This is a genomic window from Pseudomonas sp. RtIB026 (assembly GCF_016861355.2).
In the GTDB taxonomy this organism is placed as follows: Bacteria; Pseudomonadota; Gammaproteobacteria; order Pseudomonadales; family Pseudomonadaceae; genus Aquipseudomonas; species Aquipseudomonas peradeniyensis.
In genome coordinates, this window is record NZ_AP023348.2 from 2,740,624 (window position 1) to 2,762,062 (window position 21,439).

The 21,439-nt window shown below is 67.1% G+C and carries 21 protein-coding genes and 1 tRNA gene; 13 read left to right on the top strand and 9 right to left on the bottom strand.

The genetic code is table 11. The annotated features are described in order from the left end of the window. The first annotated feature begins 20 nt into the window (after positions 1-20). The gene (locus PRtIB026_RS12445; protein WP_203647356.1) at positions 21-500 is read left to right on the top strand and encodes a DUF1289 domain-containing protein; all 480 of its coding nucleotides are present in this window, start codon (positions 21-23) and stop codon (positions 498-500) included. A gap of 152 nt (positions 501-652) precedes the next feature. Here the strand turns inward: PRtIB026_RS12445 and queD are convergent, their stop codons facing one another. Beyond that, positions 653-1,009, bottom strand: coding sequence for a 6-carboxytetrahydropterin synthase QueD (gene queD / locus PRtIB026_RS12450; protein WP_011533154.1), 357 nt, complete (start codon positions 1,007-1,009; stop codon positions 653-655). Positions 1,010-1,062: 53 nt separating this feature from the next. Then, on the bottom strand, positions 1,063-2,142 hold the full coding sequence (locus PRtIB026_RS12455) for a patatin-like phospholipase family protein (RefSeq protein ID WP_203647355.1): 1,080 nt from the start codon (positions 2,140-2,142) through the stop codon (positions 1,063-1,065). A gap of 311 nt (positions 2,143-2,453) precedes the next feature. Here PRtIB026_RS12455 and PRtIB026_RS12460 point away from each other — a divergent pair, with 311 nt between their 5' ends. From PRtIB026_RS12460 to PRtIB026_RS12480, 5 genes are all read left to right on the top strand, one after another. Beyond that, positions 2,454-2,759 carry a PepSY domain-containing protein gene (locus tag PRtIB026_RS12460; RefSeq protein ID WP_186734324.1) on the top strand — a complete coding sequence of 102 codons (306 nt, stop codon included), beginning with the start codon at positions 2,454-2,456 and terminating at the stop codon, positions 2,757-2,759. Continuing rightward, complete coding sequence (locus tag PRtIB026_RS12465; protein ID WP_203647354.1) at positions 2,759-3,073, top strand: PepSY domain-containing protein; 315 nt, start codon at positions 2,759-2,761, stop codon at positions 3,071-3,073. Before PRtIB026_RS12460 ends, PRtIB026_RS12465 begins: the two co-directional genes overlap by 1 nt. After that, entirely contained in the window at positions 3,074-3,742 is a 669-nt protein-coding gene (locus tag PRtIB026_RS12470; protein WP_050705081.1) for a response regulator transcription factor, read from the top strand. Then, on the top strand, positions 3,739-5,058 hold the full coding sequence (locus PRtIB026_RS12475; RefSeq protein ID WP_203647353.1) for a sensor histidine kinase: 1,320 nt from the start codon (positions 3,739-3,741) through the stop codon (positions 5,056-5,058). Before PRtIB026_RS12470 ends, PRtIB026_RS12475 begins: the two co-directional genes overlap by 4 nt. A gap of 363 nt (positions 5,059-5,421) precedes the next feature. Beyond that, positions 5,422-6,579, top strand: a complete 1,158-nt coding sequence (locus PRtIB026_RS12480; protein ID WP_203647352.1) for an HPP family protein — start codon at positions 5,422-5,424, stop codon at positions 6,577-6,579. Here PRtIB026_RS12480 and PRtIB026_RS12485 read toward each other — a convergent pair. Both PRtIB026_RS12485 and PRtIB026_RS12490 read right to left on the bottom strand, forming a co-directional pair. Then, complete coding sequence (locus PRtIB026_RS12485) at positions 6,553-7,419, bottom strand: LysR family transcriptional regulator (RefSeq protein WP_203647351.1); 867 nt, start codon at positions 7,417-7,419, stop codon at positions 6,553-6,555. The genes PRtIB026_RS12480 and PRtIB026_RS12485 overlap by 27 nt on opposite strands. Before the next feature lie 61 nt (positions 7,420-7,480). Next, positions 7,481-8,770, bottom strand: coding sequence for a leucine-rich repeat-containing protein kinase family protein (locus PRtIB026_RS12490; protein ID WP_203647350.1), 1,290 nt, complete (start codon positions 8,768-8,770; stop codon positions 7,481-7,483). Between the two features lie 153 nt (positions 8,771-8,923). Between PRtIB026_RS12490 and PRtIB026_RS12495 the strand changes: the two genes are divergently transcribed. Next, a complete protein-coding gene (locus tag PRtIB026_RS12495) occupies positions 8,924-10,813 on the top strand; it encodes a propionyl-CoA synthetase (protein ID WP_203647349.1) in 1,890 nt (629 codons plus the stop codon). A 127-nt stretch (positions 10,814-10,940) separates the two neighbouring features. Here PRtIB026_RS12495 and zapE read toward each other — a convergent pair whose 3' ends face one another. Both zapE and PRtIB026_RS12505 read right to left on the bottom strand, forming a co-directional pair. Beyond that, on the bottom strand, positions 10,941-12,011 hold the full coding sequence (gene zapE, locus PRtIB026_RS12500; protein WP_203647348.1) for a cell division protein ZapE: 1,071 nt from the start codon (positions 12,009-12,011) through the stop codon (positions 10,941-10,943). Positions 12,012-12,117: 106 nt separating this feature from the next. Then, a complete protein-coding gene (locus PRtIB026_RS12505; RefSeq protein ID WP_050705088.1) occupies positions 12,118-12,360 on the bottom strand; it encodes a hypothetical protein in 243 nt (80 codons plus the stop codon). A 395-nt stretch (positions 12,361-12,755) separates the two neighbouring features. Here PRtIB026_RS12505 and PRtIB026_RS12510 point away from each other — a divergent pair. Continuing rightward, positions 12,756-12,830 (top strand) — tRNA-Gln (locus PRtIB026_RS12510). A 56-nt stretch (positions 12,831-12,886) separates the two neighbouring features. On the opposite strand, the gene PRtIB026_RS12515 is transcribed toward PRtIB026_RS12510, so the two are convergent. The 3 genes from PRtIB026_RS12515 to PRtIB026_RS12525 are packed head-to-tail and all read right to left on the bottom strand — an operon-like array spanning position 12,887 to position 18,007. Then, on the bottom strand, positions 12,887-15,271 hold the full coding sequence (locus PRtIB026_RS12515) for a hybrid sensor histidine kinase/response regulator (RefSeq protein ID WP_203647347.1): 2,385 nt from the start codon (positions 15,269-15,271) through the stop codon (positions 12,887-12,889). A 10-nt stretch (positions 15,272-15,281) separates the two neighbouring features. Then, positions 15,282-15,743 carry a response regulator gene (locus PRtIB026_RS12520; protein WP_050705090.1) on the bottom strand — a complete coding sequence of 154 codons (462 nt, stop codon included), beginning with the start codon at positions 15,741-15,743 and terminating at the stop codon, positions 15,282-15,284. Positions 15,744-15,754: 11 nt separating this feature from the next. Next, entirely contained in the window at positions 15,755-18,007 is a 2,253-nt protein-coding gene (locus tag PRtIB026_RS12525) for an ATP-binding protein (protein WP_267813859.1), read from the bottom strand. Positions 18,008-18,415: 408 nt separating this feature from the next. Between PRtIB026_RS12525 and PRtIB026_RS12530 the strand changes: the two genes are divergently transcribed. The 5 genes from PRtIB026_RS12530 to PRtIB026_RS12550 are packed head-to-tail and all read left to right on the top strand — an operon-like array spanning position 18,416 to position 21,373. Beyond that, entirely contained in the window at positions 18,416-18,943 is a 528-nt protein-coding gene (locus tag PRtIB026_RS12530) for a spore coat U domain-containing protein (RefSeq protein WP_203647346.1), read from the top strand. 24 nt (positions 18,944-18,967) lie between these two features. Next, on the top strand, positions 18,968-19,501 hold the full coding sequence (locus PRtIB026_RS12535; protein ID WP_203652676.1) for a spore coat U domain-containing protein: 534 nt from the start codon (positions 18,968-18,970) through the stop codon (positions 19,499-19,501). A gap of 17 nt (positions 19,502-19,518) precedes the next feature. After that, positions 19,519-20,052: a spore coat U domain-containing protein gene (locus tag PRtIB026_RS12540; RefSeq protein WP_203647345.1), complete on the top strand. Its 534-nt coding sequence runs from the start codon at positions 19,519-19,521 to the stop codon at positions 20,050-20,052. A gap of 3 nt (positions 20,053-20,055) precedes the next feature. Further along, positions 20,056-20,559 carry a spore coat U domain-containing protein gene (locus tag PRtIB026_RS12545; protein WP_186713543.1) on the top strand — a complete coding sequence of 168 codons (504 nt, stop codon included), beginning with the start codon at positions 20,056-20,058 and terminating at the stop codon, positions 20,557-20,559. Positions 20,560-20,593: 34 nt separating this feature from the next. After that, positions 20,594-21,373 carry a molecular chaperone gene (locus tag PRtIB026_RS12550; protein ID WP_203647344.1) on the top strand — a complete coding sequence of 260 codons (780 nt, stop codon included), beginning with the start codon at positions 20,594-20,596 and terminating at the stop codon, positions 21,371-21,373. The last annotated feature ends 66 nt before the right edge of the window (positions 21,374-21,439 follow it).

The window sequence follows — 21,439 nt, forward strand, 5'->3', positions numbered from 1 at the left end:
CGCCAAGCCGTTGTTTCTACATGTCCAACCAATCCATCAAGACCCCTTGCGTCGGCCTATGCTCCACGGTCTACGGCGACCTGGTGTGCCGCGGCTGCAAGCGCTTTCACCACGAAGTGATCCACTGGAACGGCTACGACGACGAGCAGAAGCGCGCCGTGTGGCTGCGCCTGGAGCAACTGCTGGTGCAGGTGATGATGGCCAAGCTGGAAGTGTTCGACAAAGAGCTGCTGCGCCAGCAGCTGGAGCAGCGCTCGATCCGTTTCGTGGCGCAGCAGTCGGAGTATTGCTGGGCGTATCAGCTGATCGCCCGTGGGGCGCGGATGATTCGTGATCTGGAGGCGTACGGGATGGCGCTGCTGCCGGAGTTCCGCGACTGGGACCTGCCGCAGTTGCGCGATGCCATCGACCGGGAATTCTTCCTGTTGTCGGAGGCGCATTACCAGCGCTATATCGCGCCGAGCTTTCTGCGTGATGCCCTGGATCGCGGGCAGGACTGAAGCCCTGGGGTGATCGTGCTGGCCTCTTCGCGGGTAAATCGCAGCGGCGAACCGCCGCTCCCACAGGTACGCCACAGTTTTTGAAGTCTGTGCCGAACCTGTGGGAGCGGCGGTTCGCCGCTGCGATTTACCCGCGAAAAGGCCGGTGCAGATCAGTCGCCGGTGTACTCGCACCCGCTGGTGCAGGTCTCATGGATGCGCACCTTCGACAACTCCGGCAGCAGCGGCTTGACCTGCTCCCAGATCCACTTGGCGATCACTTCACTGGTGGGGTTTTCCAGGCCGGGAATATCGTTCAGGTAGTTGTGGTCCAGTTGCTCGTAGATCGGCTTGAAGATCGCCTTGATCTCCGAGAAATCGCGGATCCAGCCGGTGTGCGGATCGAGCGGGCCGGTCAGGTGCAGGGCGACCTTGAACGAGTGGCCATGCAGGCGACCACACTTGTGGCCGGCAGGGACGTTGGGCAGGCGGTGAGCCGATTCGAAGGTAAATTCCTTAAAGATTTCCACGCTGGCATAACTCTGTGTGAATCAACGATGCGCGCAGTCTACCAGCATGCCCGCTACAAGGCTTGCAACCGATCCTGCAACCGCTCGGTGGCGATCAGTTCCAGCAGCTCGTCGCCCAGGCGCCGGCTTTCGGCCATGGCCTGGTACCAGTAGCGCCTGCGGCCCGGCGCATCACCCATGAAACGCTTGAAGTCGTTGCGGTCCGGCAGCTTGCCGTAGGGCAGGGCGGCCAGGTACTGCGGCGACGGGGTCATCAGCAGCACGTTCTGCAGGCGCGTGGCGTCGCCCTTGCGCCAGGGCAGGGCCTTGTCGAACCAGCCGGGCACCACTTTGTCGGTGAAGTGCGGGTAGAGCACCAGGTCGTCGCCCTGGTAGGGCAGGTCCAGGTGATAGTCGAGCAGGCCGCCGTCGCGGTAGGTGCCGGCCCCGGCGCCGGGGATGTCGCGCACGCCTTCCATGACCATGGGGATCGAGCCCGAGGCGAGCAGGGCGTGGCGCAGGTTGGCCAGGTCCAGCAGCAGGCTGCGCGACGGGAAGTCGGTCAGGGGCTCCAACGGCGGCGCGGCGCGTTGGTCGTGGAGGATGACCCGCTCGAAATGCCGGCCCAGGCGCGCGCGCCCCAGCAGGTTGCTGGCGATCACCGATGACAGGCCCATGCCCAGGCGGCCGCGGTGGTCGTGGGCGAGTTGGCCATGGCTCTTCACCACCAGGATGTTCAGGCGGTAGTGCGGGTTGGCCAGGACCTGCCCGTCGCGGCCCTGCAGCAGGTCGTCGAGCATGCGCTGGCAGCTCTGGCTGATCGCTTTCGGCGTCACGCCCTTGGCGAAGTCCTGCTCGGTATACAGCTCGCCCAGGCGGCGGATGCCGGCGACCGGGTCGTCGAGACAGGCGCTGGCGAAGCGCCAGGCGCCGATCGAGGCGCCGATCAGCGCACGCTGGCGCGGCGCGCTGGGCAGCCACTCACCGAACAGCGCCAGGTCCAGGCCCTGGATCCCCAGCGGCTTGGGGCCGCCGGCGGCGCCCGGCAGCACACCGACATCTTCGGCCCGCAGGCCGCGCTCGCGGATCTGCCGCAGGGCACGCTGGCCGGCCTTGAAGGTCAGGGCGGGGTACTTGATGTGGATGGCGCTCATGGCGGGGTCTCGGGTGGGGCAGGCGGGCAGTATAGAGTGTATCGCTGGGCTGGACGTACACATCCCCCTGTAGGAGCGGCCTTGTGCCGCGAAAGGGCTGCAAAGCAGCCCCGGCGATCTTTGCATCAACGCTGAAATCCCGGGGCTGCTTTGCAGCCCTTTCGCGGCACAAGGCCGCTCCTACAAAGGGACAGCGTACGGGCTCATATGAGCTGCGCTATCATGCGGCCAGCTGTTTTCAGGTTGAGTTAAGGACCGGTGGTTAATCTTAACCCCGTAGACAAATTACATATCTCGCTGGAGAGAACCTCATGAAAACTTTGACTGCCCTTGTTACTGCCGCTGCCCTGACGCTTGGCGCCAGCGTTGCCCTGGCCGATGTGCCGGCTCACGAGATCAGTGGCCTGGAAAAGGCGGGTACCGTTCAGTCGCTGCAAAAAATCGCAGACATCGCCAAGGCCAAGCACCCGGGCGCCACCATCACCGATTCCGAGCTGGAAAACACCTATGGCCGCTACGTGCTGAAGGTCGAGCTGCGTGATGCGCAGAACGCCGAGTGGGACGTGGACGTCGATGCCAAGACTGGTGAAGTGCTGCGGGACGCCCGGGACAACTGATGGGCGATCTACCGCGAACGACGCGCTATCTTGCCTTCGCATTGATGACCGTCTGCTCGCTGGCCGCCGCGCGCGACCTGGATCAGGATGAAGCCCTGGCCCTTCGGCAAAAGGGCATCATCCTGCCGCTGGAGCAACTGCTCGAGTCCGCCCTGGGGCGTTACCCCGGGGCGCGGCTGCTGGAAGCGGAGCTGGAAGAGAAGCACGAGCGCTACGAGTACGAGGTCGAACTGCTGACCCCGGCCGGCGTGGTGCGCGAGATCAAGCTCGACGCCCGCACCGGCGAGTTGCTCAAAGACGAGGAAGACGACTGAATGCGCCTGCTGCTTGTCGAGGACAATGTCCCCCTGGCCGACGAACTGACCGCCGCCCTGCAACGCCAGGGCTACGCCGTGGACTGGCTGGCCGATGGCCGCGATGCGGTGTACCAGGGCCAGAGCGAACCCTACGACCTGATCATCCTCGACCTCGGCCTGCCCGGCCTGCCGGGGCTCGAGGTACTGGCGCAGTGGCGCGCGGCCGGCCTGGCCACCCCGGTGCTGATCCTTACCGCCCGCGGCTCCTGGGCCGAGCGGATCGAGGGGCTCAAGGCCGGCGCCGACGATTACCTGAGCAAGCCCTTCCACCCCGAGGAGCTGCAACTGCGTATCCAGGCCTTGCTGCGCCGGGCCAAGGGGCTGGCCAACCAGCCGAAGCTGGAAGCGGCCGGCTTGCACCTGGACGAATCGCGCCAGTGCGTGAGCCGCGAGGGTGTCGATGTCCAGCTCACCGCGGCCGAGTTCCGCCTGCTGCGCTACTTCATGCTGCACCCGGGGCAGGTGCTGTCCAAGAGCCACCTGGCCGAGCACCTGTATGACGGTGAAACCGAGCGCGACTCCAACGTGCTGGAAGTGCACGTCAACCACCTGCGGCGCAAACTCGGCCGCAGCGTGATCGAGACCCGTCGCGGCCAGGGCTACGTGTACGCCGGGAGCGCCGCGTGAAGTCGATCCAGGCGCGCCTGAGCCTGGGCCTGGTAGCGGTACTGGTGGTGGTGGGGCTGGCCCTGGCGCAGTTGACCCTGTGGCTGTTCGAGGCCGGTCTGCAGCGCTACCTGGAAGCGGGCCTGCGCAAGGAGAGCGAGAACCTGCTGGTGGCGCTGGTGCGCGGCCCGTCCGGCTTGCAACTGGACGAGCGACGGCTGTCGGCGGCCTACCAGCAGCCGTTCTCGGGCTACTACTTCCGCATCGATTTCGACCAGGGTACCTGGCGCTCGCGTTCGCTGTGGGACCTGGACATGCCCAAGCCCGGCAAGCCCGGGCTGGATGACGGCCACGAGCTGGGGCCCGAGGGCCAGCAACTGCTGGCCTATCGCGGCGATTACCGACGCCTGGGGCAGGACATCTCGATCAGCGTGGCCCAGGACTATTCGCCGGTGCGCGAGGGCTTCCGGCACATGCAGCAGATCGGCCTGGGCCTGGGCCTGGTGGCGTTGCTGCTGGTGCTGGTGCTGCAGCGCATCACCGTGACCCGCTCGCTGCGCCCGCTGGAACGGGCGCGTCAGCAGATCGCCCAGCTGCAGCAGGGCCAGCGTTCGCAACTGGACGCCGAGGTCCCCAGCGAGCTGCAACCCTTGGTGGACCAGATCAACCATCTGCTGGCCCATACCGAGGACAGCCTGCGGCGCTCGCGCAATGCCCTGGGCAACCTCGGTCATGCCTTGAAGACACCCTTGGCGGTGCTGCTCAGCCTGGCCGCCAGCGAGCGCCTGCAGGCGCTGCCCGAGGTGCGTGCGCAGATGCGCGAGCAACTGGAGCAGATACAGCAGCGCCTGGCCCGCGAGCTCAATCGCGCACGCCTGGCCGGTGACGCGCTGCCGGGCGCGCAGTTCGACTGTGATGCCGAGTTGCCAGGGCTGCTGGCGACCCTGGGCATGATCCATGGCGAAGGCCTGCTGCTTGAGCGCGATGTACCGTCCGGCCTGTTGCTGCCCTGGGACCGCGAGGACCTGCTGGAACTGCTCGGCAACCTGCTGGACAACGCCTGCAAATGGGCCGACAGCGAGGTGCGCCTGGGCATCGCGCCGACCGCCGAGGGTTACCGGCTGTGGGTGGACGACGATGGTCCGGGCATCCCTGAGGCGCAGCGCCTGCAGGTGCTCGAGCGCGGCTCGCGGCTGGACGAGCAGGTCGATGGCCATGGCCTGGGGCTGGGTATCGTGCGCGATATCGTCGAGGCCTGGGGCGGGCGCATCGCGCTGCTGGAAAGCCCACAGGGCGGGCTGCGGGTCAGTATCGAACTGCCGCGAAAAGGACGTTGATCGGCGTGCACAACCCCCTGTAGGAGCGGCCTTGTGCCGCGAAAGGGCTGCGCAGCAGCCCCGACGATTTTGCATGATGTTAGAGATCGTGGGGCCGCTACGCGCCCCTTTCGCGGCGCAAGGCCGCTCCTACAGGGGATTGCAAAACTCGGATCAACCCTGCAAAAAAATTGCAGTTCAGCCGCAGTTTTTTGAATTGGCCCGCCATTGCCCACACCCGGCACAATCCCTCCCCACGAAACCCTGCGGTTTCCATCTCTCCATGGACGGAGCCCCTTGCGCCACTGCATTGCGCAACACAGGGCCCAGGCCGGTCGCGCTGGGCTTTCTTTTTCCGCACAAGAACACGATCCGAATACCTCGATGTCTGCCTCGCGTCCCCAATCCCGCTTTCAGCGCCTGCTTCCGGCGCCCCTGAACATTCCCAAGAAAGAGTGGCTGCGCGCCGGCGTCGGCGCGCTGCTGGGCCTGTTTCTCGCCGGCTATCTGTGCAGCCTGGCCTACGGCCCATCCATCGCCCTGCACCTGCTCGGCCCGCTGGCGGCCTCGGCAGTACTGGTATTCGCCGTGCACTCCGGGCCCCTGGCCCAGCCCTGGCCGGTGCTGGGCAGCTACGCCTTGGCCGGCGTGGTGGGCTTGGCCATGCGTCACGGTTTCGGTGATGGCCTGTGGGTCGCGGCGGCGGCGCTGGGTATCGCGATCCTGGCGATGTGCCTGCTGCGCTGTCTGCACCCGCCCGGTGGCGGCGTGGCAGTGAGCGCGGTACTGGCCGATCCGGGCCTGGTGGCCATGGGCGACCACCTGCTCGAACCGGTACTGCTCAATGCGCTGGTGCTGGTGGGCGTGGCGGTGCTGTACAACCGCCTGACCGGGGTGCGTTACCCGAAGGGCGCGGTGCCGCGCAAGGACCCGCACCATACTCACGATCCCCTGCCGGGCGAGCGGGTCGGTATCCGGGGCGAAGACCTGGACCAGGCCCTGGCAGAGATCGGCGAGTTCGTCGACGTCACCCGCGACGAGCTGGAGCGCATCATCCTGGCCACCGAGCAGCATGCCTTGCAGCGCAGCCTGGGCGGTATCACCGCGCGCTCGGTGATGTCCCGCGACGTGCAGACCGCGACGCCAGCCACCACCTTGGAACAGGCCTGGAAAATGCTCGCCAGCCACCATCTGAAGACCCTGCCAGTGCTGGAGCACGGCCGCCTGGTTGGAGTCGTCAGCCTCAGCGATCTGATCGGCGCGGCAATGGTCCGTGGGCGGTTCAGCTGGCGCGGCCTGTTCCGTCGCCAGTCCGTGCGCCTGGAACAGGTAATGAGCCGCCAGGTGATCAGTGTCGACGGCGCGCAGCCCCTGGAACGCTTGCTGCCGTTGCTCAGTGAACAAGGCTTGCACTGTCTGCCGGTGCTCGACGGCGAGCGCCTGGTGGGAGTGATCACCCAGACCGACCTGATCGCCGGCCTCAAGCGACACCTGCTCAGCGCCGCCGCGCCGGGCTCAGATCACCGGGTCCCAGCGCTGTGACCAGTCGCTTTCGCCAGCGGCCACCAGCCGACGCAACACGCTGAAGGCCTGCTGCAAAGCCTCGCTGTCGCGTTCGCGGGCGTGCACCAGGAAGGTTGGGTAGGTAAATTCCGGCGCCTGGGGCACGCGCTCGAACACGCCGCTCTGCAGGTAGGCCTGCACCACCCGCGTGCGGAAATAGCCGCTGCCGCCGCGGTCGAGGATGAACTGCAGGGCCAGCGGCCCGAGGTTGAAGCTCAGGGCCGGGCGTGACAGGTCGGGCAGGGCGGCGTCGTGCTGGCGGCGGAACGCCTCGCCCCAGTCGATGTAGACATAGGGATCGGGCGCATCGACCCGACGCACGCGGATCAGCTTCTCTTCCATCAACTGCTCGACCTGCAGGCCCGGGCCATAGGTTGGCTGATAGACCAGCGCGGCGTCGAGCAGGCCCATCTCTACCTTGCGCAGCAGCGACTCGCCGTCGCTGACCTCGCTGCGGATGGCGTGGCTGGGCAGCTCCCGGTGCAGGGCGCTGACCCAGTCGAGCAGCATCGGGTTGCCCAGGCTCACTTCGGCGCCCACATGCAGCACCTGCTGGCAGCCCTGGGGCAGCGGCAGGTCGCGGCGCGCCGCTTCCCAGGTCTGCACCAGCTGGTTGGCATAGCTGACGAACGCCTCGCCGTCGCTGGTGAGGCTGGCGCCATTGCGGCTGCGCACGAACAGCTGGCAGCCCAGTTGCTGCTCCAGGCGCTGGACCCGGGCGCTGATCGCGGTCTGTGACACGAACAGGCGCTCAGCGGCGGCAACCAGGCTGCCGCAGCGGACGATTTCCAGGAAGGTGCGGGCCTGATCGATGTCCATGGGGCGCTTCTGTGGCTGAAGGGGTGCCCTATTCTAGAGGCTTTGCACCGTTGTGGGGCGCTTAACCGGGTAATTGCGCCACCAGGCTGGCGAAGGACGGGCGTGCCATCACATCGGCCCGTTGGCAGCGCAGCGCCAGTGCCTGCAACGCGTGCTCCTGCTCGGCGCACTGCTGCAGCAGTTCCTCCAGGAGGATGCCGAAGGCGCGCACCTCCAGGCGTTCGAGCGCCTGGGCCTGGGCCCCGCCATCCTGCGGATGGAACGAGGCGGCGCCGAAGTCACCCAGCAGGCACTGGCCGTCGTCGTCGAACAGGATGTTGTGGGCATAAAGGTCGCCATGGCTCAAGCCACGCTCATGCAGGTGGGCGCAGACCGAGGCGATGCCGCCGGCCAGGCGGCGCAGGGCGGGCAAGGTCAGGCGGCGGTTGTCCGGGTAGCGGTCGCGGGTGCAGCTTTCGAGGCTGGGAGGTCCGGCCAGGTTCGACCAGTGCGCGTCGATCAGTTGCATCACCAGGGCCGGCAGTTGTTGCGGGTGGTCGTCGATGCGTCCGGCCAGGCGCACCAGCTGCGGGTGGTCACCGGCGGCAATGCAGGCGCTCATTTCTGCCAGTGGCGAGCCATCGCTGGTGATCGCGCCCTTGTACAGCTTGACCGCCACCGGGGCATCCTGGCCGCGCAGGTGGGCACGGTGAATCACTCCGGAGGCGCCACGGCCGAGTTCTTCTTCAAGGTCGATGTCCTGCCAATGCAGCACCGGGCAGTGCCCGTCCGTGGCGGGGGCGATCAGGCCCGGCGGCAGCGGGTTGTCGGCATACGCCAGCCAGGCCAGGCGTGGCATGCGCAGCAACCAGTCGGGCAGGGCTTGCAGGCGGTTGCTGGCGACGCGCAGCAGCTCCAGTCGCTCGCAGCGCGCCAGGCTTTGCGGCAGGGCGCGCAGGCGATTGCCGGCGAGCATCAGTTTCTGCAGCTGAGCACAGTCGCCCAGGGCTTCGGGCAGTTGTTCCAGCGCGTTGTCGGTGAGCACCAGCGAACGCAGCGCGGGTGGCAGCGCCTGGGCGTCGACCCGGGTGATGCGGTTGCCCCTGAAACCTGCGGTCTCGAGAGACTGGCAACGGCCGATGGCGTGGGGCAGGTGGGTAAACCGGTTATTGGAGCAGAACAGCACCTTGAGCCGGGTCAGGCGGTGCAGGTCTGCGGGCAGGTCACTCAGCCTGTTGCCGGTGAGGTCGAGTACCTCGAGGCTGTCGGCCAGGTCGAAGATCTCCCGGGGGAAATCGGTCAGCTCCTGGCAGAGGTTCAGGCGGGTGATGCCGCGCAGGCGGCCGGCGCGCAGGTCGTCGAGGGTATGCATGGGACTGTTCTGTATTCGAGGCCGGGCATTGTAAACGCTCGGGTGCGGCAAATCTGCATATGGGTTGCGACTTAAGTCCGATGGCGGCGCCGTCACCCCGGTCCATACTCAAGGTTCGCCCTTCAATAACAACAAGTACCGGGTTGCGAACCAATGACCTATCAGCACAGCTACGCCCATTCCATTTCCGATCCCGCCGCCTTCTGGCTGGCCCAGGCCGAGCAGCTGGCCTGGCAGCGCAAGCCGACCCAGATCCTGCAGCAGAACACCGACGGCACCCACCGCTGGTTCGCCGACGGCCGCCTCAACAGCTGCCACCTGGCCCTCGACCACCAGATCGAGCAGGGTCGTGGCGAACAGCTGGCGCTGATCTACGATTCGCCCGTGACCGGCGTGCAGCAGACCTTCACCTACCACCAGTTGCGCGACGAGGTGGCGCGCCTGGCCGGGCTGTTGCGTTCGCTGGGCGTGGGCAAGGGTGACGGGGTGATCATCTACATGCCGATGGTGCCCCAGGCGGCCATGGCCATGCTCGCCTGCGCCCGCATCGGCGCTGTGCATTCGGTGGTGTTCGGCGGCTTTGCCGCCAACGAGCTGGCCCTGCGCATCGACGATGCCCGGCCGGCGTTGTTGCTCACGGCCTCGTGCGGGCTGGAGTTCGACCGGGTGATCGAATACAAGCCCCTGGTCGACCGCGCCCTGCAGCTGGCCCGTCATCAGCCGCGGCATGTGCTGGTGCTGCAACGCCCGCAGATGCGCGCCGAGTTGCAGGCCGGGCGCGACCTGGACTGGCAGCAGGCGCTGCTCGGCGCCGAGCCGGTAGCGCCGGTGGCGCTGGACGCGGGTGACCCGCTGTACATCATGTACACCTCCGGCACCACCGGCAAACCCAAGGGCATCGTGCGCGAGAACGGCGGCAACGCGGTCGCCCTGTGCTACGCCATGCGCCATGTCTACGGCATGCGGGCGGGCGATGTGTGGTGGGGCATTTCCGATGTGGGCTGGGTGGTCGGCCATTCGCTGATTGTCTACGGGCCGCTGATGAGCGGCTGCACCACGGTGTTCTACGAGGGCAAGCCGATCCGCACCCCGGATGCCTCGGCCTACTGGCGGGTGGTGGAGCAGTACAAGGTCAACGGCTTGTTCTGCGCGCCCACCGCCATGCGCGCGATCCGCAAGGAAGACCCGGACGGTGAGCTGATCCGCCGCCACGACCTGGGCTCGCTGCGCCAGCTGTTCCTGGCCGGGGAGAAGCTCGACTCCAGTACTCATGAATGGCTCGAGCGGGTCAGCGGCAAGGCGGTGCATGACCACTGGTGGCAGACCGAGACCGGCTGGCCGGTGACCGCGCCCTGTGTTGGCCTTGAAGGCAGCGCGGCGCGGCCGGGGTCGAGCAACCGCGCGGTGCCGGGCTACCACGTGCAAGTGCTGGACGACGACGGCAAGCCGTTGGGCCCCAACCAGCAGGGCGCCATCGTCATCACCCTGCCGTTGCCGCCGGGCTGCAGCCAGACGCTGTGGGGCGATCACGAGCGCTACCTGCAGGCCTACCTGCACAGCTATCCGGGCTATTACCACACCGGCGACGGCGGCTATCTCGACGAGGACGGCTTCGTCTACATCATGGGGCGCACCGATGACGTGATCAACGTCTCCGGGCATCGGTTGTCGACCGGTGAAATGGAGGACCTGGTGGCGCGTCATCCGGCGGTGGCCGAATGCGCGGTGATCGGCGTGCACGACGAGATCAAGGGCCAGGTGCCGTTGGCGCTGGTGGTGCTCAAGGACGGCCAGGGCATTGGCGAGGCGCAGTTGCAGGGCGAGCTGGTGGGCAGCGTGCGCGAACAGATCGGCGCGCTGGCCTGCTTCAACCGGGTGCGCCTGGTCAAGCGCCTGCCCAAGACCCGCTCGGGCAAGATCCTGCGGGCGGTGCTGCGCAAGATCGCCGATGGGCAGGACTATGTGCCGCCCTCGACACTGGATGATCCGGCGGTGCTGGCTGAAATTGAAGGCGTGCTGGCGGACCTGCCCAGGGCAGGTTGAAGTCATCGCGGGGCAAGCCCGCTCCTACAGGGGGAGTGCAATCCTCTGTAGGAGCGGCCTTGTGCCGCGAAAGGCTGCAAAGCAGCCCTGGCAACTCCAAGCCGGGCGCCCTTGAAAAGGCTGGTGCTTAGGCCCCCACCTGATGCAACTGCCCCAACCGGCTGCGGGTACGCATCAGGTCGGCAAGCGACCCGCCCAGGCTCTGTTCCAGCGGCCGCTTGCCGATCACCGTCACCTGGCGATCCTGGTCATACAGCACATCCACCAGGTTGACGAAGCGCTGCTGCGCCGCCAGCGAGCATTCGGCCAGGTCGTCCAGGCCCACGATGATCCAGTGGTCATAGCGTTCGGCCAGGGCCAGGTAGTCGATCACCGCAGTGGGTTGCTCGCAGAGGTCGTCGAAGGCAAACATTACCAGCCGTTCCTCGCAGGCCAGGGCGTGCAGCGGCCGCTTGTTGATCTCCAGCACGCATGGCGAAGTTGTCGGCAGCGCCATCGCCTGACACTGCTCCGGGGTGCCCGGCCAGACATAATGCCCCTGGGTAAACCGCTGATGCTCATGGTTGGCCGGCAGGCTGCGAAAATCCGTGTCCCCGTTCACTTCCAGCACCTGCATGCGGCTGTTGATCAGGCGGATCACCGGCAGGAAGCGCTGGTGGTACAGCGGGTTGGGCAGCAACCCCTCGGGGGCGTAGTTGGAGGTGACCAGCAGGAACACGCCACGGGCGAACAGGGCATCGAACAACCGGGTGAGCAGCATGGCGTCGCCGATGTCGTGGACGTGGAACTCGTCGAAACACAATACCCGGCAATCCCCCAGCAGTTCGTCGAGGGTCGCCTCCAGGGCATCGTCCAGCGCCCGATGGCGATGCATCCCCTGGTGCAGACGGGCGAAGAAGTCATGGAAGTGCAAGCGACGCTTGGCCGCCGTCGGCACGGCCTGGAAGAAGCCATCGAGCAGCCAGCTCTTGCCACGTCCGACCGCACCGTGCAGGTACAGGCTGCGTGCCTGGCCCGTCGCGAGCGCGGCCAACTGCGTGGCCATCGCTGCGATCACCTGTCGTTGCCCGTCACTCAGGGTGTAGCCGCGTTCGGTCGCGCGGTCCTGGAAGTAGTTCGCAAGGGTGCTGTGCGCAGGTGGCTCGTGACGCAAACGTTGGCCGAGCAGACGCAAGGGCGCGGGAATCCAGGTGGACAAGTGACAGGCTCCTCGGGGCGGATCTGGGGCAGGGCGCAGCTTGCGCGACGCCGGGCATTTTGACCAATCGAGAATCTGTCGGGCAATGATCGTGAAATGCGATAGGTCAGGCCTTGTGCTCCAGCTGTCGCTCGATCATGTACTTGATCGCCAGGCGGCGCTCCTTGAGATGGCGCAGGTCGTCGTCCTGGAAGTTGCCGGCCGAGATCGACTCGGCAGCCAGCACCTGGTTGTCGATGTCCATGTACTCGTCGAGCAGACGGTCGAGCTGCGGGTCGTGCTGGCGTCGCTGCTGGACGATCTCGCGGGGGTAGTGCAGGTCCTGGTAGAGGTCGTGGGAAACAGGCATGGCGTCCTCCTTGTGATGCGCCGATGGGGTCTATCTGGTTGGAAGGGAGGAATGCGATTGTGTTGAGGCAAGGAGGGGGAATTGCGACGAATGGTTGTCGTGGAGACTATCGCGGGGCAAGCCCGCTCCCACGCCAGAACACTTTGCCTTTGGGAAATCATTGCGCAGAGCATCGTCTGCGTGGGAGCGGGCTTGCCCCGCGAGAGGGCCGGCAGAAACCCCACAAATTCGGGCTGGTACAACTAACCTGCTGTTTTTCTGCGTTTTTTTCAAAAAAAAGCTTTCCACCTCGAAAAAAGGTTGTTAAAGTGCCGGCCATTCCCAAGCAGCAACACACGGCGCTGCAAGGGGGTTGTCAGTGAGGCAGTGAGTCAGTCACTCGCCAGATCCGATACAGGGGCGTCGCCAAGCGGTAAGGCAGCAGGTTTTGATCCTGCCATGCGTTGGTTCGAATCCAGCCGCCCCTGCCATTTTTCAAGCTATACCTTCTCCTTAAATCGCCTTTCGGCGATTTTTTCGTTTCTGCCTACCGGTTTTCCAGCAGCTCGGCCAATGCCTGGGCGAGGGCGTGTTCTTGCACCGGTTTCTGCAGCACCTGGCACCCCGGCAACTCCAGCCCTTGCAACTGCGCGTAGCCAGTGAGGAACACCACGGGCAGCCGTGGGTAGCGCTCGCGGGCCGCCAGGGCCAACTGGGCACCATTGAACTCGGGCATGGCGAAGTCGGTGAGCAGCAGGTCGATGCGCTCGTCGAGCAGCGCCATGGCCTGCTTGCCGTCATGCGCCTGTTGCACCTCATAGCCTTGGCGGCGCAGCAGGTCGCCGATCATCTCGCGCACCAGGTGGTCGTCGTCCACCAGCAGGATGCGCCGGTCCGTGCCCTGGCCGGACGGCGGACGCAGTTCATCCTGACCTGTCGTCAAGGCATCGGCGCGGGCCTTCACCGCTGGCAGGTAGACACTGACCAGGGTCCCGCGGCCCGGCGTCGTGTCGATGCGCACGCCGCCGCCGGACTGCTTGGCGAAGCCGAACACCTGGGCCAGCCCCAGGCCCGAGCCCTTGCCGATGTCCTTGGTGGTGAAGAAGGGCTCGAACGCCTTGGCCAGCACGTCCTCGCTCATGCCGCAGCCGCTGTCGCGGATGCTCAGCACCACATAGTCACCGGGCTCCGGTTCCTCCGGGCGCTGCGCACGAGTGCTGACCCGGGTGTTACGTGTGGCCAACGTCAGTTGGCCTCCCTCGGGCATCGCGTCGCGAGCGTTGATCGCCAGGTTGAGGATGATCATCTCGGTCTGGGTCGGGTCGGTCAGGGCCTGCCACAGGCCGCTGTCCAGCTCCAGGCGTACCGAGATGCTGCCGCCCAGGGTGCGGCGCAGCAGTTCCTCCAGCCCCGAGAGCGTGCGGTTGAGGTTCAGCGGCACCGGCTCCAGCCGCTGCTTGCGGGAGAACGCCAATAGCTGAGCGGTCAGCTTGGCCCCGCGCTCGCCCGCCTCGCGGATGTGCTGCAGGCGGTTGTGGGCCTTGTCCAGCAAGCCCTTGTCCAGGTCGCTCTGCAGGAAGCTGGCGCCGGTGAGAATCACCGTCAGCAGGTTGTTGAAGTCGTGCGCCACCCCGGCGGTGAGCTGGCCGACCGCTTCCAGGCGCTGCATCTGCTGCAGCGCGGCCTCGATGCGTTCACGCTCGGCAATCTGCTCGCGCAGGCGCTCGTTGGCCTCGGCCAGGTCCAGCACCGCCTCGCGCTCGCTGGAGATGTCGCGGGCGACTACGTGCAGCAGGTTGTCGTCCGGCACCACCACCCATGACAGCCAGCGTTGCTGGCCTTCGGCATGCAGGATACGGCCGACGAAGCGGGCGCTGGTGCGCCCCTGGGACAGCGCGGCCAGTTCGGTGAGCAAGCTTTCCTGGTCGGCCTCCGGCAGCAGATGCAGCAGCGAGATCTGCGCCAGGCGCTCGCGAGGGAAGCCCAGCGCCGTCTCCCAGGCCGGGTTCAACGCCACGGGAGTCAGGTCCTTGTTGAGCACTGCCAGCAGATCCTGGGACAGCTCCCAGGCGCGGTCACGCTCGCGGGTGCGGCGCTCGACCCGCTCGCCGAGCATTTCGTTGAGCTGTTCCAGCGCCTGGGTGGCCTGGCGCTGCTGGTGGATGTCCTGCAACACGCCGGAAAAACGCACGCACAGGCCGTCGACGAACTGGGTCTGGCCGGTGGACAGCAGCCAGCGTGGCTCCAGCGCGCCGGTCTGGGCGATGCGGAATTCGGCGCGGTAGTGGCCGTCGCTGTCCGCGCGCATGGCCTGCTCCACCGCGTCGCGCACGCGCGGCAGGTCGTCGGGATGGATGCCGGCGTAGAACACCTCGAGGCTCATCCGGGTGTCGCCGGGCAGCCCGAACAGCATCTTGCAGCGATCGTCCCAGACCATCTGCCCGTCCTGCGGATGGTAGTCCCAGGTGCCCATGCCGGCGGCGTCGATGGCGATGCGCGCGCGGGCCTCGGCCTGGGCCAGGGCCTCTTCGGCGCGGCGCCGGCGCTGGCGTTCCTGTACCTCGGTCAGCGCCCGGCGCACCGCCTTGGGCAGCAGCGGCAGGTTCTTCTTCAGTACATAGTCGGTGGCGCCGAGGCGGATCATCTCCACCGCGTGCTCCTCGCCGTAGATGCCCGAGAGGAAGATGAACGGAACGTGCGGGGCCAGGCGCTGCGCGGTGGCCAGCACGTCGGCGCCGGAGGAGCCCGGTAGCACGCAGTCGCACAGGATCAAATCGTAGGAGGCTTCGCGCAGGGCATGCTCGGCACCGACATGGTCGAACACCAGCCGCGATTGCACCTGCAACCCGCTGCGCTCCAGGCGCACCAGGATCAGCTCGGCATCCATGGCGCTGTCTTCGACCATCAACAGCTTCAGCGGGGTGTGCTGCATCGTGCTCGCCTCAATTGCTGCCGCGTCGGTTCAGGCGCAACGAACCGGGTGGTGGTTCGTTGAGCACCGCCCAGAACATGCCGAGGTCGGAGATCGCGGTGACGAACTCCTTGAACTCCACCGGCTTGACCACGTAGGCGTTGACCCCCAGCTCATAGGCCCGGCGCAGGTCAGGGCCTTCCCGCGAGGAGGTCAGCATGACGATGGGGATGCTGCGCAACTCGGCGGTGTCGCGCACCACCTTGAGTACTTCCAGGCCATCGACCTTGGGCAGCTTGAGGTCGAGCAGCATCACCGCCGGGTTGCCATCATCGCGTTCGGCATAGGCGTTGCGTCGCAACAGGTAGTCCAGCGCGTCGGCGCCATCGCGCACGACGATGACCTCGTTGGCCAGTTGGCTGCGCTCCAGGGCGAGAAGGGTCAGTTCGAGGTCTCGGGGATTATCTTCGACCAGCAGGATGGGTTTGAGCATGATGTCCGGCCTCAGGCAGACGTGGGGTGGAGGGGTAGGGTGAAGTGGAAACTGGCGCCCTGGTCGATGTGTCCCTCGGCCCAGACCCGGCCATCGTGGCGCTCGATGATCCGCCGTACGCTGGCCAGGCCGATGCCGGTGCCCTCGAATTCTTCCATGCGGTGCAGGCGCTGGAACACCCCGAACAGCTTGTCGGCGTAGGCCATGTCAAAGCCTACGCCATTGTCGCGCACATGGAACTCGATCTCGTGCCGGTGGCGCACGGCACCGATCTCGATGCGCGCCGGGTCGCGGCCACGGGTGTACTTGATGGCGTTGGCGATCAGGTTGTGCAAGACCATGTTGATGAAGGCCGGGTCGGCGATCACCTTGGGCAGCTCGGCGATTTCCCAGACGATGGCGCGGCCGGCGTAGTCCGGGGCCATCTCGGCGCGAATGGCATCGATCAGGGTGTTGAGGTCGACATCGGACAGGCGCAGCGCCGAGCGACCCATCTGCGAGAAGTTCAGCAGGTTGTCCACCAGGGTGCCGGCGAACTGCGCGGCATCCTCGATATGGCCGAGGAAGCGCTTGCCGCGTTCGGACAGCTGCGCGCCCTCGGTCTCGCCGAGCAGCTCGCTGTAGCCGGCGATGTGCCGCAACGGCGCGCGCAGGTCATGGGACACACTGTAGGAGAACGCTTCGAGTTCCTTGTTCGAGCGTCTCAGCTCGCCGGCCAGCTGCGCCATTTCCTCGGCCTTGCGCAGGACGATGCCGAGCACCGCGCCGCGCAGCTCCTGCACGCCTTCGATGATCAGCGGATCCCAGGGCGCGCTGAAGCCGCGCACTTCCTCCTGCCAGCGTTCGAAGCTGTGCCGCGGGTTGAGGTTGCCTTGGGGGGCCACGGTCTTCTCCGGGCGGCCGGCCCAGTTCACCGTATGGGCCTGCTCGGGGCGGAACCACAGCAGATAATGCGAATGGATCTGCGAGATCGCCACCGCCAGCACGCCGGCGGCATGCCGGGCCAGTTCCGGTAGCTCATCGATATCGCGCCGCACGTTGTCGGTATGGAACACCGCGTCGCCGCCGCGCCACGCCAGCCAGTGCGCCAGGGCGTTGACCTGCGCCGCCGGCGGCGTTGCGCCGATCAGGTCGCAGCGTTCGGCGCTGATGATCGCCGCACCGGTGGCCCCGGCGAACTGCAGCATCACCTCGGGCAGGGCCAGCAGGCCGTCACTGACGCTGTCGTGATCGGCCATCGCGGCGAGCATGCGCACGATGCGCTGGCGCAGGTCGAGGAGCTGGCGGGTGCTGTCGTGCGACTCGATGGCCTCGATCTGCAGCGACAGCACGTTGGCCAGCAGCTCGCAGGCGGTGCGGGTCTTGAAGTCCACCGGGCGCGGTTGCTCGTGGTGGCAGGAGACCAGCCCCCAGAGCCGGTCGTTGACCACGATGGACAGCGACATCGAGGCCAGGGTGCCCATGTTGCGCATGTACTGCAGGTGCACTGGCGAGACGCTGCGCAGCGCGGCGAAGCTCATGTCCAGGGCCTTGCCGGTGCGCGGGTTGGCGGCCGGCACCAGCGGCGAGGGCTGGTAGTTGGCGTCCTCGATCACCCGGATACGGTTGATCCGGTACAGCTCGCGGGCCTGGCGCGGTATGTCCGAGGCCGGGAAGCACAGCCCCAGGTAGCTGGGGTAGCCAGGGTCGGCGTCCTCGGCCAGGACCGTGCCGGTGCCCTCGCTGTCGAAGCGGTAGGCCTTGACCCGGCCGAAGCCGGTGATGCGCTTGATCTGCCGCACCGACTGCTGCAACAGCTCGTCGATCCGGGTGGCCTGGTGCAGGGTGCTGACGAAGGCGCGGACCAGGGGGTAGTAGTCGTCCTTGCCGGTGTTGCCCGGCGGGTTGCGCAGAGGCTCGAACTCGAGGATCAGCACCTGGTCGTGACGGTGGGCCAGCACCCGTAGCGCGGTGGGCCAGGGCGCGCCGTGGTGCAGGCGCGCATCGCCGATGTGGAACGGGAAGATTTCATCGTCGGGCAGGTTCGCCAACTGTTGGCGCAGGTCGAAGCCTTCGCCGACCAGTTCGGCGAAGGCCTGGCCGGCCAGGGCGCGGGCCGGTACACCCAGCCAGCGCTCGGCATTCTCGCTGGCCTGGAGCACGCGCAGGTCGGTCTCGTCCAGCACCAGCAGGAAACCCTGGGGCTGAATGCTGCCCGGAACCTGGATCGGTTCCTGGGCACAGCGCTCGATTGCCTGGTCGAGTGAGGTCGGGTCGGTCGTCACGGGACTCTCCTGTTAGGGTCCGTCCACGCATGGGCCATGCGTATGCACAGGATATTGTTGGTGAACGGTATCAGAATGGCGGCCGCTTTGCCGGGGTCTGGTTATTTGAAAGGTGATGGGCGCCAGGGTTTCGTGGCTGGGGTGGGAAATTTTCCTGCGGATGTCTGTGTGGTTGCCGGGTGCCTGGCGACAGGTTTGCAGCGCTCTCGAGATCGAGCGCCGCGCGGGCGGCGCTCGGTCTCACAGGCGCCAAAACACTCCCGGCGAACACCATGGCAACCCACGGCCTTTCGACAACCCCTCCACCCAGCCCTTTTCATTAATGCCAAAGAGGGGTAGGCCCACCCCGGCCCGGATCCAATCGCGCTGCTACGCTCAAACTCAACCCATACGCACAAGGATCGACCGGTGACGGAGCGCTTAGTGGCCATGCTGTTGGGCCTGTGGTTGAGTGGCAACGCCATGGCAGCGGATTTTCTCGTTGAAGTGCAGGTGCGCGTGCAGCGCGGCTGCATGCTGGTCAACCAGCAGCGCGACGCCGGCCCGCAGGCACTGGGGCGCATCGACCTGGGCAGCGTGGCGCGCCTGGACGGCCCGGGCGCGCCGGCCAGTGGCGTGCTGCTCGCCCAGCGCCCGCCGCGCCTGGAATGCAACCCGGACACCCCGTACCAGGTGCGTGTCGATGGCGGCCAGCACGGCGGCGTCGGCGAAGTGCGCTACCTCGCCAGCCCCGATGCCCAGGCCCGGCCGATTCCCTACCGCCTTTACCGTGACGCCGCCTGGCGCCAGCCGCTGGCGGTGGACGTGGCGCAATCGGCGCGGGTGCCGGACAGCGGCTCGGTGGAGCTGCCCCTCTACGCACGGATCGACACGCTGGCCTGGGCGCCCCGCGCCGGGCTGTACGCCGACTTGCTCAAAGTTACGGTCACCTGGTAGGGAGGCAGCATGCTCATGGACGCGTTGCACCGTGGTTCGATCCTGCTACTGACCCTGGGCCCGCTGCTGCTGCCCAGCGGCGCGGCCCACGGCACCACCACCGGTTTCATCCAGGCGCGCCTGGTGATCAGCGCCGCCTGCCAGATCAGCAGCGACCCGCAGCCGGCCGCCCTGGGCAACCCGGGCCTGATGGACTTCGGCGCCCGCGGGCCGACCTGGGACCAGCCGCTGACCAGCCGGGTCGACGAAGCCGGCGGCGAGGGCAGCCTGCAGATCAGCTGCTCGCCGCAGGTGCGCGCCTTCAGCGTGCGCATCAACGGCGGACAGAACGGCACCGACGGCGTGCGTCGCCTGAGCAATGGCCGCGAACTCATTCCCTACCAATTGGCCATCGACCCGGGCGGCAACAGTCGCTACGACATCGGCCAGGCCCGTACCTTCACCATCAGCGGCACCCAACAGGTGCCCGTGCCCATCTATGGCGTGGTGGTCGCGCAACCGCGCGCGCTGCCCGCCGGGCTGTATCGCGACACCCTAAGGGTGACCCTGGACTGGTAACACGCAAGGAGATTCCGATGCCCAAGCACCTCACCCGCTGCATCCTCGCCGGCCTTGGCCTGGCCTTGGCCGCCCAGGCCCAGGCCGCCACCGTGACCGGCACCATCAGCTCGACCCTGACGCTGACCGCCGCCTGCCAGGTCAACGGCAGCGGCGGCACCTCGGGGCTGAACTTCGGTAGCCTCAACTTCGGCACCCAGGACTCGCTGTTCACCACCGCCAATGGCCAGGTGCTCGGCGGCGGTGGCGGGGCCATGAGCATTCTCTGCTCGGCAGGCACGGTGCCGACGATCAAGGTGCGTGCCGGTACCCATGACTCGCAGTCCGCCGGCGGGACCCGGGCCCTGGCCGATGGCGCGGGCAATTTCGTGCCCTACGACTTCTACACCGACGCTGGGCACACTCAGCTGCTGGCGATCGACGGCACCATCACCCTGCCGACCAGCACCGGCGTGGCGCAGACCGTCAACCTGTACGGTCAGGCCCGCGGCAAGGCCGGCCTGCCGGCCGGGGTGTACACCGACACGGTGGCGGTCGAGCTGAGTTTCTGAGCCATGCCGGGCACGGCGCGGCTGCTGGCCGTCGGGCTGTGCCTGGCGCTGACCCAGGGTGCCCACGCGGTCACCACCAGCACCTTCCAGGTGACGGCGCAGATCGTCGCCGGCTGCCTGGTGGTCGGCGGCGTGACCGCCTATGGCGTGCTCGACTACGGCACCAGCTCGGCGCTGTCCACCGCCACCCTGAGCACCTCGCTCGGCGGCAGCACGGTGACTTTCCAGTGTACCCCCGGGGTGGCCCTGAGCATGAGCCTGGACGGCGGCCAGAACAGCGCCAGCGGCACGCGCAACCTCAAGCGTTCGGGGGGCACGCAGTTGCTGGCCTACCAGCTGTACCGCGACGCCGCGTTCAGCCAGAGCCTGGGCATCGGCAGCAGCGTGGCGGTGAGCTACAGCGACCCGACGGCGATCAAGCTGCCGGTCTATGGCCGTACCACCCTGACCGGCACCCTGCCGGCCGGGACCTATACCGATGTCGTGCAAGTGACGGTGACCTGGTGACAGGCCGCCGCGAATAACCGAGAAGGAGAGGGGCATGGGGGCAGGCGCGAAACGGGCGCGTGGGATCATCGGGCTGCTGCTGTTGGCCAGCTGCGCATCGGCCTTCGCGGCCACTTCGGTGCTGATCTGGCCGATCGACCCGGTGCTGGAGGCCGACCAGAAGGCCGGCGCGCTGTGGCTGGAAAACCGCGGCTCGGCGCCGACCAGCCTGCAGGTGCGGGTGTTCGCCTGGCGCCAGGGCGAGTACCAGGAGCAGTTCCAGGCCCAGCGCGAGATCATCGGCAGCCCGCCGGTGGCCACTATCGCGCCGGGGCAGAAGCAACTGATCCGCCTGACCCGCACCGGCAGCTCGCCCGCAGGCCAGGAGCAGGCCTACCGCATCATCATCGACGAGATCCCTTCGCCGCTGCCGGCCGATGCCGCCAGCGAAGGGCCGAAGGCGGCGATCCGCCTGCAGATGCGCTACTCGGTACCGCTGTTCGTCTACGGCGAGGGGCTGTGGGGCAAGCCCGACCCGGAAGGCAGGCGCAGTGCCGAGGGCGTGGGCAAGCCGCAGTTGAGCTGGCGCGCGGTGAGCGTGCAGGGCAAGCCCTATGTCGAGCTGCGCAACACGGGGCCAGTGCATGCGCGGCTGACCGATGTGGTACTGCAGCAGGCCGGCCAGGACCGGCCGCTGGTCGAAGGGCTGCTTGGCTACGTGCTGCCCGGCGCCAGCATGCGCTGGCCGGCACCGGCCACGCCGGGCGCCGCCAGCGTGCTCAAGGGGCGGGTCAACGGCCAGGAGGTGGCCCAGGCCATCAAACAGGGGCAATGAGCCGCGCTTGAACGGATCACAGGGGCCAGGGAGGACCCGGTAATGGTTGGAAATCGTGTGTGAGCT

Coding starts and splice junctions, on each gene's coding strand:
- PRtIB026_RS12520 (WP_050705090.1), bottom strand. CDS start 15,743: ATGCTCAAACCCATCCTGCTGGTCGAAGATAATCCCCGAGACCTCGAA.
- PRtIB026_RS12515 (WP_203647347.1), bottom strand. CDS start 15,271: ATGCAGCACACCCCGCTGAAGCTGTTGATGGTCGAAGACAGCGCCATG.
- PRtIB026_RS12465 (WP_203647354.1), top strand. CDS start 2,759: ATGGGCGATCTACCGCGAACGACGCGCTATCTTGCCTTCGCATTGATG.
- PRtIB026_RS12455 (WP_203647355.1), bottom strand. CDS start 2,142: ATGAGCGCCATCCACATCAAGTACCCCGCCCTGACCTTCAAGGCCGGC.
- PRtIB026_RS12480 (WP_203647352.1), top strand. CDS start 5,422: ATGTCTGCCTCGCGTCCCCAATCCCGCTTTCAGCGCCTGCTTCCGGCG.
- PRtIB026_RS12545 (WP_186713543.1), top strand. CDS start 20,056: ATGCCGGGCACGGCGCGGCTGCTGGCCGTCGGGCTGTGCCTGGCGCTG.
- PRtIB026_RS12495 (WP_203647349.1), top strand. CDS start 8,924: ATGACCTATCAGCACAGCTACGCCCATTCCATTTCCGATCCCGCCGCC.
- PRtIB026_RS12505 (WP_050705088.1), bottom strand. CDS start 12,360: ATGCCTGTTTCCCACGACCTCTACCAGGACCTGCACTACCCCCGCGAG.
- PRtIB026_RS12490 (WP_203647350.1), bottom strand. CDS start 8,770: ATGCATACCCTCGACGACCTGCGCGCCGGCCGCCTGCGCGGCATCACC.
- PRtIB026_RS12445 (WP_203647356.1), top strand. CDS start 21: ATGTCCAACCAATCCATCAAGACCCCTTGCGTCGGCCTATGCTCCACG.
- PRtIB026_RS12540 (WP_203647345.1), top strand. CDS start 19,519: ATGCCCAAGCACCTCACCCGCTGCATCCTCGCCGGCCTTGGCCTGGCC.
- PRtIB026_RS12485 (WP_203647351.1), bottom strand. CDS start 7,419: ATGGACATCGATCAGGCCCGCACCTTCCTGGAAATCGTCCGCTGCGGC.
- PRtIB026_RS12460 (WP_186734324.1), top strand. CDS start 2,454: ATGAAAACTTTGACTGCCCTTGTTACTGCCGCTGCCCTGACGCTTGGC.
- PRtIB026_RS12550 (WP_203647344.1), top strand. CDS start 20,594: ATGGGGGCAGGCGCGAAACGGGCGCGTGGGATCATCGGGCTGCTGCTG.
- PRtIB026_RS12470 (WP_050705081.1), top strand. CDS start 3,074: ATGCGCCTGCTGCTTGTCGAGGACAATGTCCCCCTGGCCGACGAACTG.